This is a genomic window from Amycolatopsis sp. DSM 110486, from assembly GCF_019468465.1.
Classification (GTDB): Bacteria; Actinomycetota; Actinomycetes; order Mycobacteriales; family Pseudonocardiaceae; genus Amycolatopsis.
This window is the reverse complement of the sequence record NZ_CP080519.1, coordinates 8,778,259-8,795,498: the sequence shown is the minus strand read 5'-3', so window position 1 is coordinate 8,795,498 and position 17,240 is coordinate 8,778,259. Positions and strand designations below refer to the sequence as shown.

At 68.6% G+C, this 17,240-nt stretch carries 22 protein-coding genes and 1 pseudogene; 12 read left to right on the top strand and 11 right to left on the bottom strand.

Annotated elements, in window-relative coordinates:
* Positions 1–9: 9 nt before the first annotated feature.
* Positions 10–246, bottom strand: a complete 237-nt coding sequence (locus K1T34_RS42550; RefSeq protein WP_220240300.1) for a hypothetical protein — start codon at positions 244–246, stop codon at positions 10–12.
* Between the two features lie 25 nt (positions 247–271).
* On the opposite strand from K1T34_RS42550, the gene K1T34_RS42545 reads away from it, so the two are divergent.
* Entirely contained in the window at positions 272–958 is a 687-nt protein-coding gene (locus tag K1T34_RS42545; protein ID WP_220240299.1) for a hypothetical protein, read from the top strand.
* A gap of 121 nt (positions 959–1,079) precedes the next feature.
* On the opposite strand, the gene K1T34_RS42540 is transcribed toward K1T34_RS42545, so the two are convergent.
* Entirely contained in the window at positions 1,080–2,111 is a 1,032-nt protein-coding gene (locus K1T34_RS42540; RefSeq protein WP_220240298.1) for an LLM class flavin-dependent oxidoreductase, read from the bottom strand.
* Positions 2,112–2,226: 115 nt separating this feature from the next.
* Between K1T34_RS42540 and K1T34_RS42535 the strand changes: the two genes are divergently transcribed.
* The 3 genes and pseudogenes from K1T34_RS42535 to K1T34_RS54060 all read left to right on the top strand — a co-directional run.
* Positions 2,227–2,634 carry a helix-turn-helix domain-containing protein gene (locus tag K1T34_RS42535; RefSeq protein WP_220240297.1) on the top strand — a complete coding sequence of 136 codons (408 nt, stop codon included), beginning with the start codon at positions 2,227–2,229 and terminating at the stop codon, positions 2,632–2,634.
* Positions 2,635–2,868: 234 nt separating this feature from the next.
* Complete coding sequence (locus K1T34_RS42530; RefSeq protein ID WP_220240296.1) at positions 2,869–3,627, top strand: SDR family NAD(P)-dependent oxidoreductase; 759 nt, start codon at positions 2,869–2,871, stop codon at positions 3,625–3,627.
* 32 nt (positions 3,628–3,659) lie between these two features.
* A pseudogene (locus K1T34_RS54060) lies at positions 3,660–3,924 on the top strand (cation-transporting P-type ATPase); the annotation flags it as partial.
* A 330-nt stretch (positions 3,925–4,254) separates the two neighbouring features.
* Here the strand turns inward: K1T34_RS54060 and K1T34_RS42520 are convergent.
* From K1T34_RS42520 to K1T34_RS42500, 5 genes are all read right to left on the bottom strand, one after another.
* Positions 4,255–4,761, bottom strand: coding sequence for an ATP-binding protein (locus K1T34_RS42520; protein WP_255637981.1), 507 nt, complete (start codon positions 4,759–4,761; stop codon positions 4,255–4,257).
* Between the two features lie 11 nt (positions 4,762–4,772).
* Entirely contained in the window at positions 4,773–5,159 is a 387-nt protein-coding gene (locus K1T34_RS42515; protein ID WP_220240294.1) for an STAS domain-containing protein, read from the bottom strand.
* Positions 5,160–5,241: 82 nt separating this feature from the next.
* Positions 5,242–5,607 (bottom strand): STAS domain-containing protein, encoded by a 366-nt coding sequence (locus tag K1T34_RS42510; protein ID WP_220240293.1) that lies wholly within the window; start codon positions 5,605–5,607, stop codon positions 5,242–5,244.
* Positions 5,604–6,851: a SpoIIE family protein phosphatase gene (locus K1T34_RS42505; protein ID WP_255637980.1), complete on the bottom strand. Its 1,248-nt coding sequence runs from the start codon at positions 6,849–6,851 to the stop codon at positions 5,604–5,606. The genes K1T34_RS42510 and K1T34_RS42505 overlap by 4 nt, the downstream gene beginning before the upstream one ends.
* Positions 6,851–7,654 carry an alpha/beta fold hydrolase gene (locus K1T34_RS42500; RefSeq protein ID WP_220240292.1) on the bottom strand — a complete coding sequence of 268 codons (804 nt, stop codon included), beginning with the start codon at positions 7,652–7,654 and terminating at the stop codon, positions 6,851–6,853. Before K1T34_RS42500 ends, K1T34_RS42505 begins: the two co-directional genes overlap by 1 nt.
* Before the next feature lie 210 nt (positions 7,655–7,864).
* On the opposite strand from K1T34_RS42500, the gene ligD reads away from it, so the two are divergent.
* Positions 7,865–9,859 (top strand): DNA ligase D, encoded by a 1,995-nt coding sequence (ligD, locus tag K1T34_RS42495; RefSeq protein ID WP_220240291.1) that lies wholly within the window; start codon positions 7,865–7,867, stop codon positions 9,857–9,859.
* Positions 9,860–9,958: 99 nt separating this feature from the next.
* Here ligD and K1T34_RS42490 read toward each other — a convergent pair whose 3' ends face one another.
* Positions 9,959–10,324, bottom strand: a complete 366-nt coding sequence (locus K1T34_RS42490; RefSeq protein ID WP_220247887.1) for a hypothetical protein — start codon at positions 10,322–10,324, stop codon at positions 9,959–9,961.
* A 202-nt stretch (positions 10,325–10,526) separates the two neighbouring features.
* Here K1T34_RS42490 and K1T34_RS54055 point away from each other — a divergent pair, with 202 nt between their 5' ends.
* Complete coding sequence (locus K1T34_RS54055) at positions 10,527–10,727, top strand: ANTAR domain-containing protein (RefSeq protein WP_255637979.1); 201 nt, start codon at positions 10,527–10,529, stop codon at positions 10,725–10,727.
* A gap of 149 nt (positions 10,728–10,876) precedes the next feature.
* Here the strand turns inward: K1T34_RS54055 and K1T34_RS42480 are convergent, their stop codons facing one another.
* Positions 10,877–11,605, bottom strand: coding sequence for a TetR/AcrR family transcriptional regulator (locus K1T34_RS42480; RefSeq protein ID WP_220240290.1), 729 nt, complete (start codon positions 11,603–11,605; stop codon positions 10,877–10,879).
* Positions 11,606–11,693: 88 nt separating this feature from the next.
* Between K1T34_RS42480 and K1T34_RS42475 the strand changes: the two genes are divergently transcribed.
* The 3 genes from K1T34_RS42475 (at position 11,694) to K1T34_RS42465 (ending at position 13,960) form a co-directional block, all read left to right on the top strand.
* A complete protein-coding gene (locus K1T34_RS42475) occupies positions 11,694–12,554 on the top strand; it encodes an SDR family oxidoreductase (RefSeq protein WP_220240289.1) in 861 nt (286 codons plus the stop codon).
* Positions 12,555–12,722: 168 nt separating this feature from the next.
* On the top strand, positions 12,723–13,400 hold the full coding sequence (locus K1T34_RS42470) for a hypothetical protein (protein WP_220240288.1): 678 nt from the start codon (positions 12,723–12,725) through the stop codon (positions 13,398–13,400).
* A 71-nt stretch (positions 13,401–13,471) separates the two neighbouring features.
* Positions 13,472–13,960, top strand: coding sequence for a hypothetical protein (locus tag K1T34_RS42465; protein WP_220240287.1), 489 nt, complete (start codon positions 13,472–13,474; stop codon positions 13,958–13,960).
* Positions 13,961–14,056: 96 nt separating this feature from the next.
* Here the strand turns inward: K1T34_RS42465 and K1T34_RS42460 are convergent, their stop codons facing one another.
* Positions 14,057–14,485, bottom strand: coding sequence for a hypothetical protein (locus K1T34_RS42460; protein WP_220240286.1), 429 nt, complete (start codon positions 14,483–14,485; stop codon positions 14,057–14,059).
* A 46-nt stretch (positions 14,486–14,531) separates the two neighbouring features.
* Here K1T34_RS42460 and K1T34_RS42455 point away from each other — a divergent pair, with 46 nt between their 5' ends.
* Complete coding sequence (locus K1T34_RS42455; RefSeq protein WP_220240285.1) at positions 14,532–14,699, top strand: hypothetical protein; 168 nt, start codon at positions 14,532–14,534, stop codon at positions 14,697–14,699.
* 42 nt (positions 14,700–14,741) lie between these two features.
* Here the strand turns inward: K1T34_RS42455 and K1T34_RS42450 are convergent, their stop codons facing one another.
* Complete coding sequence (locus K1T34_RS42450) at positions 14,742–16,172, bottom strand: PucR family transcriptional regulator (RefSeq protein ID WP_220240284.1); 1,431 nt, start codon at positions 16,170–16,172, stop codon at positions 14,742–14,744.
* 96 nt (positions 16,173–16,268) lie between these two features.
* Between K1T34_RS42450 and pxpA the strand changes: the two genes are divergently transcribed.
* Entirely contained in the window at positions 16,269–16,991 is a 723-nt protein-coding gene (gene pxpA, locus K1T34_RS42445) for a 5-oxoprolinase subunit PxpA (RefSeq protein WP_220240283.1), read from the top strand.
* 11 nt (positions 16,992–17,002) lie between these two features.
* Positions 17,003–17,239, top strand: coding sequence for an acetyl-CoA carboxylase (locus K1T34_RS42440; protein WP_220240282.1), 237 nt, complete (start codon positions 17,003–17,005; stop codon positions 17,237–17,239).
* Position 17,240: the final 1 nt, after the last annotated feature.

Genomic DNA, 17,240 nt, shown 5'->3' with positions numbered 1-17,240 from the left:
CGCTCTCAATCAGATGCGCGCTGCCTTCGAGCACTCGCAATTCGCCCGTGGTCGTGCCGCGGGTGTCACCAAGTTGACCAGACCCGTCGAATCCGCACCCGGCAACACTCGTCCCAGGATTAGGTCGGCACCGGCGCCGCTGACGATCTTCATCAGGCCGTCGCACTCGGCTTCGCCCCGGCCGAAGATGGCTCTCGCCGCGGCAGTCAGCTGATGCCCGACCTTCTTGCGCGACTCAAAGATCATTTATTCCGCTCGATAAGGTTCACTGATGACGGTCAAGCGACGCGGGCGCATCGATCAGCAGCAAGACCTCGCCCGGCACAGGCGACAACTGGGCCGTGTGCATGTCACGATCGACGACCTTCAAGCGCTCCGCGAGCTTCTCGACGAGGGTCTTGCCCGCGGGGCGACTCGCACCGAGTTCGAGTTCAACGGCGGCTCGTTCGAGGAACCTGCTGACCTGCCGAAGCTGTCGGATACGGAGCTTCGCCGCATCGTCGCGAAAACAGCGGAGGTCGAAGTCATCCTCAGCACGACCCAAGCCGTTGCGATCGGACCGCGACACCTGAGCGAAGCCGTCTACACCCGGTGGGCACGAGCACGGCAGACGAAAGAAAGACCTGGTCGCCGGCCGGCTGCCCGCTACCGGGCGGCAGCGTGGCCCTACCTGCTCGCAGCGGTGCTGGCGGTGGTCACACCTCTGAGAATTGTCCCTGACCTGGGTCTCTCCGGCTGGCTTCTCGGCGGCGGAGTGGCACTCTTCTTCGTAGTAGCCGGCACCTGGTCGCTCGAGCGACTCCCCAAGTCCTACGCCGCAATACACCCCTCGAGCAACGAGGACTACCGAAAGCACCGGACTCAGGCAAGCCACGCATGGCGCTCGACGATGATCGGCCTGGCGGCCATCTTCGTCACGCTGATCATCGGGATCTTGAGTTTCATTCTGAAGAAATAGGCCGCGAGCGGCACCAAGCCAATCGGTCATGGCCCAGGACACGGCCGCACCCGGTGGAAGAGAAGTGGTGGGAACACGTGCAAAGTCGCAGTTTCCGCCGGACAAACGCATGGAGCCGCGCTCAGTTGTCCGCGTTGAGCTCGGCGCGCACCAGCGGCGCGACGTCGGTGCCGAGTAGCTCAATGGAACTGAGCACGTCGCGATGAGGCATACCACCGATGTCCATCTGGAGGAACTGCCGCTTGTGGCCGAGGTGCCGGTGCAAGTCGATGATGCGTTCGGCGATTTCGCTGGGCTCGCCGGCGAACACCATGCCGCCGGGTGCGTAGTTCGCCTCGACCTGCTCCCACCGCGTGGGAAGTGCCCTGCCGGCGAGGGCGAACGATGCGACCTCGTGCTGGTGGAAGTGCTTTTTCGTCGCGAGGCCACCTCGGCCGACGAACCCATGACTGGCCACAGAGATCTCCAGGCGTGACGGATCGACACCATTCTCTCGCGCGCTCCGACGGTACAGTTCGCCCACTTCGCCCCAATACTCGGGCGTGCCGCTGAGGATGCCGTAGGAAATGGGAAGCCCCGCAATTCCCGCCCGGATCGACGAACCGGGGCTACCGCCACTTCCGAGCCAAATCTTCAGGGGCTTGTCAGGCCGGGGCACGACGAGCGCGTTCTCCAGCGGTGGCCGGAGCGGACTGTGCCAACTGACTCGCTCCTGTTCATTGACCGCCATGAGAAGGCCGAGCTTGTCGGCGTAGAGCCGATCGTAATCGTCCAAATCATAGCCGAACAAGGGAAACGAGTCGGTCGATGAGCCACGGCCGACGACAAGTTCAACCCGGTCTCCACTCACGATCGCCGCGGTAGCTGCCTGCTGGTAGAGCCGGATGGGGTCGTCAGTGGACAGCACGCTCACCGCTGTCGACAAAGTGATCGACGACGTCACCGCGGAGGCGGCGCTCAGCACCGAGATCGGCGAGGACACCGGGACCTGCTCGTGGTGGTGTTCGCCGACACCGAAGAAGTCGAGGCCGACGTCTTCGGCAAGTCGGATCTGCTCGAGCACGTTGCGTACCGCCTGCGCCGTGGTCACGTCGCGGCCTTCCGAATCACGCCCCGCGACACCGAAGCTGTACACACCCAATTCGAACTTCACCCAGAGCCCCTTCCGCCATCCGGGCAACCAGTACCCGATCACTGGTACCTTGCAATTACCCGGTGACCCGGGTCAATCAGGCACCTTCCCGTGACCGGGTTTCCCGGAGGTAACCATGGCCGGCAGCACCTCGGATTCGCACCCAACCGAACCGTCCCTCGAGCTCGCCGCCGGGCGGAATTGTCGCGCACGCGAAATCCTCGACCTCGTAGCCAACAAATGGTCACTCGGGGTCGTCGACACCCTCGGCTCAGGCCCCAAGAGGTTCAGTGAGCTGAAACGCACCATCGCTGGCATCAGCCAGAAGATGCTCACCACAACGTTGCGCGAACTCGAGCGCGACGGGATCCTCACGCGCACGGTCTGCGCCGTGATGCCACCGAACGTCACCTACGAACTCACGGACATGGGGCGAACTCTCCTCATAGCGACACGGCCTGTCGTCCGCTGGAGCCTGGAGAACATCGTAACGATCGACAAAGCACGAGCAGAGTTCGACAGCAGGGTTCGCCCGGGCCCATAGCTTCGTTTACGGTCACCATCGCAGACAGCTCTTGGAAGGACGAAACTCTGTCGCGTCACCCCGGCCACCGGCGACGCGGGTTCGGGTGGGCTGCGCCCCGGGCCCAGCAAGAGTCCCTGGCTGCCGACCTTGCGAGTATTGTGCAATCGGACGACATGAATGATCTAAGAAGGGCCAGCTGCGGCCACTTTACTAGTGAAGCCTAAATCGACTTCTAGAAAGTGAGAGCAGAATATGCAGGTCGCTCTGATTACAGGCGGCAGCGCGGGCATCGGCCAGGCCGCAGCGATCGAAGCCGCCCGGCGCGGCATCGGAGTGGTCATCACTTATCACCGCCACGAGGGCGAGGCCAAGGAGACGGTGGCGGAGATCGAGGCCGATGGCGGCAGCGCCGGAGAGTTGCCGCTCGACGTCGCCGACACGAGTTCTTTCCCGGCCTTCCGGCAGGCCTTCGAGGACATATTGCAGGCCAAGTGGGGCACGCGGCAATTTCAGTACCTGGTCAGCAACGCCGGCATCGGCGGGGGCGTGCCGTTCGAAGACGTCACCGAGGAGATGTTCGACAACTTCCATCGGGTGCTCTTCCGCGGCCCGTACTTCCTCACCCAGCGACTGCTGCCTCTGATCGAGAATGGTGGCGCGATCGTGAACACTGGCAGCACCTCCGCGCTGGTGACCGGCATCGAGGCCGGGTACTCCAGCTACGCCAGCCAGAAGGGCGCGATGCACGCGCTGACGCGCTGCTGGGCGAAGGAGCTCGCGCCGCGGAAGATCCGCGTCAACGCGGTGGCGCCGGGATCGACCCGCACTCGGATCGTGGACGACATCTTCGAGCGTATGCCGGAGCTCGTCCCGCAGGTGGCCGCTGGTGTGCCGTTCGGGCGCATCGGTGAGTCCGCTGACCTCGGCAAGGTGATCGCAGCGCTGCTGGATGACTCGGTCGCGTGGGTCACTGGACAGATCATCGAAGCATCCGGCGGCCAGGGACGCTGAGGCAGGCGGTGGGTTTCCGGCTCCGCCGGGACGGCAATGACATCGCGCTGCGCTCGGCCGACATCGCGCGCGAGGACCTGCGCGTGATCCCGGATGCCATGCGGCTCTCCACCGGCACGCTGCGGGTCATCCCGCGGAAACCGGCTGTGGGCGTTCGGCTACAACATCGCGGCACTGCCGCTGGCCGCGCTCGGCTTGCTCAACCCGGTGATCGCGGGTGCGGCCATGTCGCTGTCGTCGGCGCTGGTCGTGTCGAAAAGCCTGCGCCTACTTCGAACATCGATGCTGAATCGGTAGGACCGGACCACGAAACGGTCCGACCCCACGGCTTCGGTCAACCGGCGAGGACGGCGTCCAGGGCACCGGACTTGACGTCGGCGACCAGCACGTCCAGCTGTTCGACGCTCATCTGGATCCGCTATCCGAAGTCGTCGGTGATCACCGCACGCCATTCCGCCGGCGTGGCGTCGTCGAGATAGAGCTCTCGACAAGGTCCACACCCCGGGCACCAACAAGAACTGACCCCGAGGTCCCACGCGGCCCCTCCGGACGACGAGCCCGGCATGCTTGCCCACAGGCCACACCGGGCTCGTTACCGTGCAGACCACCACCGGTGGCCTGCGCGACCTACCTGCCGTCGGCGGGCAGGTGCCAAGTCATGGTCACGGTGGTGCCCGCGTCGGTGGAGACGATGGTGGCGTCGTCGGTCAGGACCCGGATGAGGGTCAAACCACGGCCGTGCAACGGATCGGACACGGCCGGCGGGCGCTTCCAGAGGCCGAAGTCGGTGACTGTGACGCGAATCAGGCCTGCCTGGTGCTGGGCGTGCAGCCGAACGTCGCCGGCCGCACCGGCGGGGTAGGCATGCTCGGCGGAGTTGATCAGCGCCTCGTAGGCGGCCAGCGCGATGTCGCCGACCAGGTCGGTCGGCGGGTGGTGCGCCGCGATCCAGGCGGTGAGCTTGTGCCGCAGCTTGGTGACGTCGCCGGTTCGGGCGGGCGACGTCATCCTGAGCTCGGGGGTTACGGTCGCGCCGAGATTATCGGCCGGAGCCATGAGTGCCACCTCGCGTTTTCCTGGTCGAGGGTTGGCCTGCAGGTCATGGGTCGGGATACCCGCGCACGGCGTGCTCAAGCGCCGGATTGTCACCTTCCTCGGGCAGCCAGGGCGGCCTCCAGCGACGAGTACGTCGCGAGCTGCTGGTCGAGGCCGACCAGTTTCAGCATGCGGTCGAGGTAGGGCTCGACGGCGATGCGCAGGCTGGTCTGGTCCGCGGCTCTCAGGTGCGCGTCGACCAAGGCTGCGATCGCGCCCGAGCCGAAGAACTCCACGGCGGTGAGGTCGATCACCAGCACCTCGGGTGCGTCGTCGACCGCTTGGCGGATCGTGGTCCGCAGCTGCGGGGTGGTCACCGTGTCGAATTCGCCCTGTGCGGTCAGCACCACGGCGGGACCGGAGCGGCCCAGGCTGATGTTCGTCGCGCCCGCGAGTGAGGCGGGGTCTTGTCCTGGGTTCGAATCTGATGCCTGCATCTCCTGATCCTCGTCCGGCCGGCGGCAGCGCGCACAGCCACGACGGGCGTGGCCGACGACCGGGGAAGCGGCCACTGCTCGGTCACTGGCCGGAAGCGCTTGTGGCCCACGCCTTCCGAGCGTCCTCGGTGGTGGGATAGGTCGTGAAAAGCTCGGCCAGCCCGATCATTCCGAGCGTGCGGGCGAGGTAGCCGGGCACCGCGGCCAACGCGATCTCCGCGCCCGCAGCGACAGCCACATTGCGAGCCGCGATCAGCACCGAGATCCCGCTGGAATCGCAGAACTGCAGGCCGCTCAGGTCGATGAGCAGTTGCTGAGCGGCCGACGGGGCGAGGAGCCGGACGGCTTCGAGGGCGTCGGGAGCGGTGGCGGCGTCGAGCTCTCCGCTGAGCTCGAGCACGGGGCCCGACGCGGTGTCGCGGGTGGTGACGGCGAACTCGATGGTCACGGCTCCTCGTCTCCGGTGCGCGGGATGCTCAGGGCGAGTAGGGCGGTGTCGTCGTCAACGCCGTCGGCGAACCCGGCGAGCAGGTCGGTGATCGCGGCCACCACCGTCGTCGCGGTGGCCGGGGCGAGGGTCGCGGCAAAGTCGCGCAGCTGCTCCTCGCTATAGCGGACGCGAGCGCGGGTGCGGGCTTCGGTCAGGCCGTCGGAGTAGAGCAGGAGGGTGTCCCCGGGCCCGAGGTGGCGCTCGACGGCGGCGAACCGCGCGTCGGGCAGCGCGCCGACCAGCTGACCACCGGGCGTGTCGAGCAGCTCGGCGGCGCCGTCGTGGCGGATCAGCAGTGCGGGCGGGTGCCCGCCCCCGGCGAGGATGACGGTCGCGCCGCCGGCGTCGGGCACGAGCAGTCCGTGGATGACGGTGCAGTACCGCGGGTCGGTGCCGTGGTACTCGTGGTTGAGCACGGTGTTGAGGTTGCCCAGCACCGTGACGGGATCCGGGTCGTAGACCGCTGCCGCGCGCAGGGTGTAGCGGGCCAGCGAGGTCACTGCGGCGGCCTCGGCGCCTTTGCCGGACACATCACCCAGGAAAAATCCCCAGGTGCCGCCGGTCAGCGGGAACAGGTCGTAGAAGTCGCCGCCGACCTCATCGGCCGACGCGGGGTGGTAGTACGCGGCGACGTCGAGGCCCGGCACGACCGGCAGCACCGGCGGCAGCAGGGTGCGCTGCAACGTCGTGGCCAGGCGCTGCACGCGGTCACGTTCGCGCTCGGCCTGCTGGCGGGCCCGCAGCAGCTCCTGCTCGTAGGCGCGGCGGTCGCTCGCGTCGAACACGGTCGTGCGGATGAGCTGGGCTTGCCCGTCGGAGCCGAATTTCACCACCGAGGTGACCAACACCGGCAACCGGGTCCCGTCGGCGCCCTTGAGTTCCAGGGCGATCCCGCCGACCTCGCCGTGCATGCTCAGCAGCGGCGCGAAGTGCGTCTCGTGGTACAGCCGCCCACCGACGGTCAGCAGGTCGGCGAACCGGCGCCGCCCCACCAGCTCCTCGCGCCGGTAGCCCAGCCAGCCCAGCAGCGTGGTGTTGATCTTGGCGATCGTGCCGTCCATCAGCGTCGACAGGTAGCCGCACGGCGCGTGCTCGTAGAGGTCCTCGGCACTGTCCTCCAGCAGGGCGGAGAACGACGCGCTCACACCGCCGACGTGCTCCCCCTCTGCCCCACCGGCGACGTCGCCGGTCTCGCACATCATCAACCGGCTTCACCGACGAAGGCCGTGATCGCGGCGGCGGTCGCCTCGGGCGCGCTCAGCTGCGGGCAGTGCCCCGTGGCGTCGAGGGTCACCAGCACGCTGCCCTCGATGTGTTCTTGGACGTAGCGCCCGACCTCGGGCGGCGCGATGGCGTCCTGGGTGCACTGCAGAACCGCCGTGGGCACGGCGACCTTCGGCAGGTCCGCGCGATTGTCGGACAGGAACGTGGCCTGCGCGAAGACCCGCGCGATCGCCGGGTCGGTGCGGCAGAAGCTGTCCTTGAGCTCTTCCCCGAGCTCCGGTCGCTCCGGGTTGCCCATGATCACCGGCGCCATCGCGCCCGACCAGCCGAGGTAGTTCGCGTCCAGCGAGTCGAGCAGCTCGTCGATGTCGGCGCGGCTGAACCCGCCGCGGTAGTCACCGTCGTCGAGATAACACGGCGACGGCGTCAGCAGCACCAGCTTCGCGAACCGCGCCGGCTCGCGGTTGGCGGCCAGCACCGCGACCATCGCGCTCACCGAGTGCCCGACCAGCGCCACGTCCCGCAGCTCCAGCTCCGCGCAGACGTCCAGCACGTCCTGCGCGTACCCCTCCAGCCGGGAATAGCGCGGCTCCGACCACGCCGAGAGATCCGACCCGCCGGAACCGACGTAGTCGAACAAGACCACCCGGAACCGCTCCGCCAGAGCCGGCACCACCAGGCGCCAGAGGTTCTGGTCACACCCGAACCCGTGCGCAAGCAGCACCGTGGGCCCGTCGTCCCGGCCGGTCACGGTCACGTGGTTCCTGCTGCGCACGTCCACCGCCTCATCCTGTCACCAGATCCCCCCGCGCGGCTCGTCCGGCCACGGCAAGCCGCGCGGGAGTCACAGCACGTCGGCGAGTTCCGCGAGGAGCGCCGCCTTCTTCTTGGCCAGCCTTCGCCAACCCAGCCGTTGACCAGCACAAACACAGTAAAGCCGGGTCGAACGGGTTACCGTCAGGAGATCGCTGCGTGCGGATGGAGGGTCGGCATGGCTGCTCGCGATCGGTCTCGCGTCCCGGCCTGGGTCGAGCCGATGCTGGCCAAAACGGATGGTGGCCGGCTCCGCAGCGGTCCGGAATGGACCTACGAGTACAAGCTGGACGGCTACCGCGCGGCGATGCGGATCGCGCCGGATAGCACCACCGTGCTGACCAGCCGCAACAACATCGACTTCACCGCCGAGTTCGCCGACCTCGCGACCGTGCTCGGCTCCGCCTTGGACGGACGCTCCGCCGTACTGGACGGCGAGGTGGTCGTCTACGACGAGGACGGCCGGATCGACTTCGAGCTCATGCAGGAACGCCGCGGCCGCTACACCAAACACGCCGGATCCCTCCGCCACGACGAACCGTTCGACGACCTGCCCGTCCGGTTCCTCGCCTTCGACCTGCTCCACCTCGACGGGCGCAGTCTATTGACCGAGCCCTATGACGAACGCCGCCGGCTCCTGACCGGCTTGCCGATGCCCGACCGACGCCGGGTCGCTGTCGTGCCCGCGGTCACGTTCGACGAGCTCGACGCCGACCACCGCACCCCCGCCCACTTCCTCGCCGACGCCGCGCACGCCGGCTACGAAGGCCTCGTCGCGAAGCTGCGCAACTCCACCTACATCCCTGGGCGCCGTCCGGACTCGTGGCTCAAGCACCCATTCATCCAGACCCAGGAAGTCATCATCTGCGGCTGGCGCCCCGGCCAACGCAGCTTCTCCGGCACCCTCGGCGGCCTGCTACTCGGCGCCCACGACCCCGACACCGGCGACCTCGTCTACCTCGGCGACGTCGGCACCGGCTTCTCCCAAGCCGCCCGCACCGACCTCATGGCCCAGTTGCAGCCCCTCGAACGCCGCACCCACCCGTTCGCCGCGACACCACCGCGGGAGGACACCACGCGTGCCCGGTGGGTCGAACCCCGCCTGGTCGGCGAGATCGTCTACCGCCAGTTCACCCGCGGCGGCCGTGTGCGCCACACCGCCTGGCGCGGCCTGCGCCAGGACAAGAAGCCCGCCGACGTCCTCGCGCCCAGACCGAGCCACCACGACGAGCCATCGCCGGCACCGTCCCCTTCCGCCACCGAGCAGCTGGTACAAGTGGGCGATCGGCGGCTCAAGCTGTCCAACTTGGACAAGGTCCTCTACCCGCACGACGGCTTCACCAAAGGCGAGGTGATCAACTACTACGCCCGGATCGCACCGCTATTGCTCCCGCAGCTTGCCGGACGTCCGGTCACCTTCATCCGCTACCCCGACGGCGTCGAGGGCGAAAGCTGGTTCGAGAAGAACCTCCCCCGCGGGGCTCCATCATGGCTGCACACTGTCCAGCTGCCGAGCACCGGTTCGCGCAGCGGCCGCGGCCCCGGCACGATCAGCTACCCGCTGATCGACGATCTGCCGGGCCTGGTGTGGGCAGCCACCATGGCCGCCCTGGAACTCCACACTCCACAATGGACCGTCGATGCCGACGGACAACGGCAACTGCCGGACCGGCTCGTGTTCGACCTCGACCCCGGACCCGGCACCACCATCGTCGAATGCTGCCGGGTCGCCGAGCGACTGCGCGCCATCCTGACCGCGGACGGACTCACCCCCTTCGCCAAAACGTCAGGCTCGAAGGGAATGCAGCTGTACTGCGGAATCTTTACCGATCACGCAGTCGCTCCGGCCGCATATGCGAAAGAGCTGGCGCAGCAACTCGTTGAGGAGACACCTGAGACCGTCACCGCCGTGATGGCCAAAGCTCAGCGAAACGGAAAGGTTTTCATTGACTGGAGCCAAAATAGCCCTACCAAAACCACGATCACCGCATACTCGCTGCGAGGTCGCGACCAGCCGACTGTCTCAACTCCGATCACGTGGGACGAAGTTTCCGCTTGCCGTCAGGCCCACCAGCTCGTGTTCACCGCTGATGACGTGCTGGATCGAGTCAACGAGGTCGGCGATCTCCTGCAACCTCTACCCAACACCACCGCGCCAGTGCCCAAGCGCTAGGCACGGGTGTGGGCCGCGAAGCTCGGACACACGTCGGCCGAGGCCGACCACCGGCAAACGGGACGAGCCTTGCCGAACTCCGTTTAGCTCACAGGCAGCTCAGATCCACGTCCGTGGAAGCGGCACGTTCCCCCGCTCGATCGTCGATACGCTGCGGTGCGGCCGCCCCATCGCCCACGCTGCCAGTTGGGCCGCGGTTCCCTGGAGGGTGATGAGCGGCGCCTCCTGCGGCCCGACGGTGAACGTTCTCGTCCGGTCGGACGGGACGAGCACGAAGCCGGCGATGGACTCGCCGGCCTTCCACCGGCGATCCCAGCCCGCGAGGACGTCATCGAGGAGTGCATCGAGCAGTTCGGGCGGGAAGTCGTTGAAGCTGCCGCCGTTGTCGAGGTCGACGGCTTGGACCCAGACCTCTCGTGTGTCGATGCGACGCTCAGGGCCATCGTGGATGCCGCTGTGGAGCATGTGACCGGCACCGAGAACGCCGGGATCTTCCTCGTGGAGGGTGGCAGGGTTCGCCCGTGGCCGCCACCGCAGAGATCGCGGCCATGGTCGACGGGTTCCAGCACCGCACAGGCCAGGGTCCGTGTCTGGACGCGATCGCCCAGCACGGCGCTTAACCTCTACTCCTCGCAGATCGACGCATTCGACGCAGGAGGACGGGCGTGTGTTCGCCACGCACGCCGCGATCGCGCCGGCCGGCGCGCACACCGAGGCCAATCTGCACGCAACCCTCGAAAACCGCGACGTCATCGGCATGGCCAAGGGCATCCTGACGCAGCGCCACGACATCGGAGCCACCGAGGCTTTCCGCCTTCTCGTCGAGACGTCGCAGACCAACATGAAGCTCCACCAGATCGCCGCATAGCTCGTCGAGCACCGCCCCGAGCTGTAGATCGACGCCGCCGAACCAACGATCGCGAGCATGCCGGCGGTGAAGCCCCTCCGTCGGCGCTCGCTGTGACCAGCTGCTCGCGCGGCCGCAGGCGGCCACCTTCAAGAGCGACGGAGGCGAGCTCACGCCTGCGGCGCGCTGCGGTCCACCGCTAGACGGGCAAGCCACTCGAGCAGCAGACGCTGCTCGGCGTCACTCAGGACGTCGGCGTCGTCGGGAAGGGCGGCGCGCAGCGCGCGAGCCGCCGGGGCGGGGCCGGGCTCACCGGCGGAGATCGTCGGTTCGGCGCGGGTGACGGCCGCGACCATGGACTCGCGGAGCACGGTCAGCAATGTCGGATTGCGGCGCTCTGCTGGAGTCGAGTTCCAGGTGATGACCGCGCCTTGGCCGGTGGCCTGGATGATCTGAGCGGCCAGGTCCTCGTCAACCCGGAGCCATCCCCCGGCCGCCAGTCTGCGCACCCGGTCACGGAGGATCTCGAGGCCAGCACGGTGCGCCACGTCCGACATGCGGCCAGTGGCCCTGTTCATCACGGCGAACAACTCGGGGCGCGAGACTCCGAACTCCACCACCATGTCCCAGCCGCGACGCAGCTCCTCCACCGGGTCCTCTGGCGCAGGGTCGAGCGGTACGCGCTTGCTCTCCAGGAACTGCGCGTAGCCCTGCTCGGCGACTGCTTCCAACAGCCCCTCCTTGTCGCCGAAGTGGCGGTAGATCGCCGGTGGCTGCATCCCGGCCGCGGCAGCGACTGCGCGGGTACTCACCGCGTCCGGCCCGCCACTCTCCAGCAGCTCGATGGCCGCCCCAACGATGCGATGGCGAGGGCTGTCGGTGGCGTCTCGGGCAGTCATGAATCGATGATATCGGATACTTGCTTCCACTGTTAGTTTCGATGTTACTGTTACAGTGATTCCACTGGAAACAGCATTGGGAGAACCCATGATCATCGTCACCGGAGCCAACGGAAAGCTCGGCCGTCTGACCGTCGAACACCTCCTGAAGCGCGTTCCCGCCGAGCGGGTCGGCGTCAGCGTCCGCGACCCCCTCAAGGCCCAAGATCTCGCCGACCGTGGCGTCCGCGTCCGGCAGGGCAGCTTCGACGACCCCGCGTCCCTCGCGCACGCCTTTGAGGGCGCCGAGCAACTGCTCCTCGTGTCCCTCGACCGCACAGGCGAGGAGTGCGTCACCGGCCACCGCACCGCCATCGACGCCGCCGTGCAGGCCGGCGTCGGCCGCATCGTCTACACCAGCCAGATGGGCGCCGCCCACAAATCTCTCTTCCAGGCATGTCGCGACCACGCCGAAACCGAGGACCTGTTGCACGCCACCGGCCTGCCCTGGACCGCGCTGCGAAACGGCTTCTACGCGGCCAGCGCCCTGCAGTTCCTGGAGTCTGCCCGCCACACCGGCGACGTCGCCCTCCCCGCCGACGGCCCCGTCGCCTGGACCGGCCACGACGACCTCGCCGAGGCCACGGCAGCGATCCTCACCGACGATGGCCGCTTCGAGGGGCCCACCCCACCGCTCACCGGCCCGGCTGCGCTCGATTTCGACGCCAGCGCCGAGATCGCGGCCCAGGCGACCGGACGAGCCTTCACCCGCACCGTCGTCCCCGACGACGCCTTTCGTGAGCAGGCCTTGGCCCACGGCGCCCCCGCCCCGATCGCCGACCTCATGCTGAGCATCTTCGCAGCGGCACGGAACGACGAGTTCGCCGCCGTCAACGCGACTCTGGCCGAACTGATCGGCCGACAGCCCGCCACCTTTCGCACACTGCTGGAGCGCGCCTGGGCCGAATAGAGCCGGTGGGCGCGCACCCGCTGCCCTGCGCGCCCCCCTCGGGGCCTCTACCCCGCACATCCCGCCTGCTCGACCGGGCGCAGATCAACGGCATCGCCGATCACCCGTTGGAACACACGCCGCGTCGCTACAACGCGTTCCGCCCCGTGAATACCGGATTCGGCTCGATTGAACCTGACAACTATCTTCCGGCTGGAGTACTTGAAACTGCCGGACTCGCGGCGAGTACTGCAAGGCCGCGTGCTGCAGCTCCCCGACGCGTTCGGGTGCCTGTGCCACTACCTGTTCGTCGGCCTGCCCCGAGAACTCGTCCGCGTGGCGCGCCAGATGGTCACCGCTTCGGGCTCGCTCGCGGACATCGCGCGCCGACTGCTCGACGAGGAGGTGCGCGACAAGCGCGGAGCCCTGCGCACGGTGGTGGCCCGCCGGACGTACGACGACGTCCTCGTGAGCGACCTCGTTCGCCACATCGACGCACACGCGATCGCCGACCAGTCGGCACTGGTGCACGCCGCGGCGCACCCTCCGATCACGACCGTCGCGACAGCCGACACCGCGCCGTTGCATCGGCCGCAAGTGGAAACGCTCGGTCACCTCTACTTCCTGGGCACCGTGCTGGAGGTGTTCGGGCCCGACTTCTCCCCGGCCGACCTCGAACGAGGGAAAACCGAAGGCGACGCGTCGTTCGACACTCTCACCTCGGTGCGGCAGCTGTTTCCCGTCAACGCCCGGCTGGCCTGGCTGACGGTCAGCGCCTTCCGACAGGCCTGGAATTTCGCCGTTGTGCCGCCGCCTGATCTTCGGAGCGGCGCTGCCGCAGGCCTAGCGGTCGAAATCGGGGCATAGCGGACGGGGCGTGGTCACGGTTGCGCACAACCGTTGACCCAGCACTGAGTCGGCCTGTTTGATTCCCGATCATGCGTCGAAGAGAGCCGGTCATCGCGGGGGTCGCGGCCGTGGCGGGTGGAGCGGTTGTCGCGGTGGTAATGGGATTCAGCGGCGGATCGGTGGCGCCGCAGCCGGTCGCGCCCGTTGTGGTGGCGAAGCCGACGCCGCCGGTCGTGGTGCCGAGTCCGGTGGTGCCGGCGGTGCAGCCCGGCGCGAGTTCGTCGAGCGCCGCGCCCGCCGTCCACGTCGCCGCCGCGCCGGTGACCAAGTCGCACGCGGTGGCCCAGGCGCCCGCGAGCGACGAGGCGCCGTCGGATCGGGTCCGGGATCGCGTCTACCAGCAGCCGCTCAACGCGCGGCCGCAGGGACAGGTGACAGGCCCGGGCATCGTTCCGCAGAACGGCACGAAGACCAAAGACACCGGCCCGTCCGACGAACCGGTGACGACGCCGACGCCGTTGCCCAATCCAGCGGCCACTCCGCCGACGTTCACCCCGCCGGTGCAGCCGGGTCCGTGACGCCGCCATCCGAGCGCCTGCCTGCACCGCGACCGGGAAATCGGCAGCCGCGGCGCAAGACGTCGGTGGAGTTCACCTCGACGAGCGAGTCGTGCCCTAGGTTCGCAACGGTGTGCGTGAACGCCAGGTGGTCGTCGTCGTAGAAGCGGACGGAGCCTTGGGCGAGACTGCCATCAGCAGGGCGGCGGCCGCAGCGAAGACGGAGGCGCTCAGCGGCGCTTCCCAGCCGAGGGACAGCGCCATCGACGGTGCGAACACCAGCAGCAGCCTGACGTTGTCGTCTTGCAGTCGGGGTTGCCCGAGCGGGCGGTGCCGCTGGCGTTCGTGGGGCCGCCGTTCCGGTCGGACAAGCTGCGGCGGCTCGTACTCCGCACCGAGCAGCGCGCGGCCGGTCACCCGCCGGCCGACCGCGAGAGCGTGGACGTCACGGGACTGCTCGACGAACCCCTCGCGATCGACGCACCGCCGACCCGGTGTGGGCCGAGTTCTGGTGGCGACCTGCGCGAGGACCACCCGGCGCCGCACTCGTGGAGGTCGGGGACGTGGACGAAGAGCTGCCAGGGCGGGCACCTTGACCACCGCGGCGGCGCCGAGCCACTTCCCGCGGTCCGGCGTCGCGTACGTGTCCCTCACCGGGCTTCCGCCGAGTCGCGCCGCGCTGGCGTGGCACGCCGACGAGACCGACCCGGTCTGCCACGCGTTCATCGAAGCCGCGCGGGAAGTGGCCGCGCGCAGCTGAGTGCCTAAACCGGACAAGCGCGGCTGTGCACTCAGCACAAGCTCACGCCAGCCGCAGGGCCATCAACAGCGTCGCACGGACGTGCCCGTCCTGCAGGTCGAGCACGAGCAGCTCCCGGATCCGCTTCAGCCGGTACGCGAGCGTGTTGCGGTGGATGAACAGCTCGGCGCAGATCGCCGGTGTCGCGCCGCTGTGGCGCAGGTACGCCTCGAGCGTGGTCAGCAGCTCCTCCGATCGCGCGAGCGGCGCGACGAGCCGCTGGGCCAGGCTGATCGCGCCGGGGTGGCGCAGCGTGTCGACCACCGCGTCGAAGTCCAGCTGCGGCGCGGCGCGCACGCCGGACGGACCCAGCGCGCGCCGGCACATCCGCAGCACGAGGCCGAGTTCCGCGGCGTTCTCCGCGGTCGCGACCACCGCAGACACCGACCGCGCCTGCCCGAGCGCCGCGCGCGCCGCCGACAGCAACTGGGCGGGCTCCAGCGACTCGCTCTGCAGCAGGATCGTCGAGAGGTCCGGCTCCTCGACGAACCGCATCGCCGAGAACTCCCCCGCCAGGATCACGCGGGCACGCCACGACACCGACCGCAGGTACGTCGTGGACATCCCCGCTTCGGCTTGCAGCACGACAACGCCCGTGCGCTGGTACGGCTCCAGCTCGGCGTCGCGGGCCAGCGCGATCAGATCGGCCGTCGGCACGGCATCGTTGCCGTAGACGGCTTCGGTCAGCCGGCCCGCGTTGCGCGAGTGCGCGACGCCCGCGGAACCGAGTGTGGTGCTGAGCTGCATCGACACGACGGCGGCGACGGGCGCGAGCAGCGTCCGGATCGTGGTCTGCGCATCGGTTTCCTCGACGACCAGCCGGAAGCGGTCGCGGTTGCTGCCCGGCAGCGTGAACTCCGTACGCGCCGCGAGCGCGCCCTCGCCACCCGCCGCGAGTAATGTCGCGCCGGTCGAGTCCTGAATGGACACCCGAGCGCCGACGACCTCGCTGATGCGGTGCAACACGTCCTGCATCGTGCCCTGATCCGCCGCGATGCGCGTGCAGTCGTCGGCCAGCTCCGAACCACGGCGCAGGGCTTCGTAGCGCTCGGCCGAAAGGCGGTCCTGCACGTCGCGCTGGACGAGCACGAACGGCACCTGGTCCGGGATCACCAGCAGTGGCACCCCGCGGTTCTCGCACGCGACCACGAGCCCTTCCGGCAGCGCCGCGTGCGCCGGCCCGAGCCCGAACGCAAGCGCCGCGATGGGCACGTTCGCGAGCCGTTCCACGTAGGCGTCCCAGATCCGGACGTCCGTGACGTTCAAGGCCATCCCGGACGTCAGCATCAGCGCGCCCGGGGTGAGGAACGGCGACGGGTCGATCGACTCCGTCGGCGCGCACCACGTGATCGGCCTCGCCAGGGCGCCGGGCGGGCCTTCGACGCGGATGTCGATGCGGCGCTCGGGATCTTCGAGCATATCGGCAACACGCACCCGGGCAGCGTAGAGCACTCAGCACAACCCAGCCCAGACGATTAGGTCACTCTGACCAATGTGCCCGCCACCACATCCTGCCTACTGTTACCCACCATGACCGCGACCCTGAATTCCGACATGGGCGAAGGACTCGGCCTGCACAGCTTCGGCAACGACGAAGCGCTCCTCGACCTCGTCGACGTGATCAACCTGGCCTGCGGCTTCCACGCGGGCGATCCCGACGTCATGAACGCGACCGTCGCCGCCGCCGTCGCGCACGACGTCCGCATCGGCGCGCACCCCGGGCTGCCCGACCTGACCGGCTTCGGCCGGCGCCGCATGGTCCTGACTTCCGAAGAGGTCGAGTCGATCGTGCTGTACCAGGTGGGGGCGCTCACGGCGTTCCTGACCAAGCACGGCGCCCCGCTCAACCACGTCAAACCCCACGGCGCGCTCTACGGCATGCTCGCCAGCGATCCCGAGCTCATGGCCGGTGCGGCCCGCGCGGCGAAGGTCTTCGGCGTACCGTTCTTCGGCATCGCCGGCACCGCGCACGAGACGGTGTGCGCCGAGCTCGGCGTGCCGTTCGTGGCCGAGCTCTACGTCGACCTGAACTACGACGACGAGGGCAACCTGATCATCCTCCGCCGTCCCGGGCGCACCGACCCGGCCGCTGCGGCCGAGCGCGTCGGCCGCGCGCTGAAGGGCCGGCCCGTGCTGTCGGTCGGCGGCGCGGAGCTGGACATCCGCTTCGACAGCGTCTGCGTGCACTCCGACGCCCCCAACTCCCCCGAGGTCGCCGCGGCCGTGCGCGCCGTGCTCGACGAGAACCAGTGAAAGGCAGGTCCGTGTCCGACATCCTCTCTCCGCTTCCCGGCATCTTCTACACGCGTCCCGGGCCCGACAAGGAGCCGTTCGTGCAGCCCGGCGACCGCATCGAGGCCGGCGCCGCCGTCGGCATCGTCGAGGTGATGAAGCAGTTCACCGAGATCCGCGCGGAGACGGCGGGCACGGTCAAGTCGATCAACGTCGTGGACGGGGGCACGGTGACACCCGGCGAGGTCCTCGTCGTGGTGGAGGACTGAC

Coding starts and splice junctions, on each gene's coding strand:
- ligD (WP_220240291.1), top strand. CDS start 7,865: ATGGCTGCTCGCGATCGGTCTCGCGTCCCGGCCTGGGTCGAGCCGATG.
- K1T34_RS42535 (WP_220240297.1), top strand. CDS start 2,227: ATGGCCGGCAGCACCTCGGATTCGCACCCAACCGAACCGTCCCTCGAG.
- K1T34_RS42475 (WP_220240289.1), top strand. CDS start 11,694: ATGATCATCGTCACCGGAGCCAACGGAAAGCTCGGCCGTCTGACCGTC.
- K1T34_RS42545 (WP_220240299.1), top strand. CDS start 272: ATGACGGTCAAGCGACGCGGGCGCATCGATCAGCAGCAAGACCTCGCC.
- pxpA (WP_220240283.1), top strand. CDS start 16,269: ATGACCGCGACCCTGAATTCCGACATGGGCGAAGGACTCGGCCTGCAC.
- K1T34_RS42550 (WP_220240300.1), bottom strand. CDS start 246: ATGATCTTTGAGTCGCGCAAGAAGGTCGGGCATCAGCTGACTGCCGCG.
- K1T34_RS42480 (WP_220240290.1), bottom strand. CDS start 11,605: ATGACTGCCCGAGACGCCACCGACAGCCCTCGCCATCGCATCGTTGGG.
- K1T34_RS42530 (WP_220240296.1), top strand. CDS start 2,869: ATGCAGGTCGCTCTGATTACAGGCGGCAGCGCGGGCATCGGCCAGGCC.
- K1T34_RS42465 (WP_220240287.1), top strand. CDS start 13,472: ATGCGTCGAAGAGAGCCGGTCATCGCGGGGGTCGCGGCCGTGGCGGGT.
- K1T34_RS42505 (WP_255637980.1), bottom strand. CDS start 6,851: ATGATGTGCGAGACCGGCGACGTCGCCGGTGGGGCAGAGGGGGAGCAC.
- K1T34_RS42515 (WP_220240294.1), bottom strand. CDS start 5,159: ATGCAGGCATCAGATTCGAACCCAGGACAAGACCCCGCCTCACTCGCG.
- K1T34_RS42490 (WP_220247887.1), bottom strand. CDS start 10,324: ATGCTCCACAGCGGCATCCACGATGGCCCTGAGCGTCGCATCGACACA.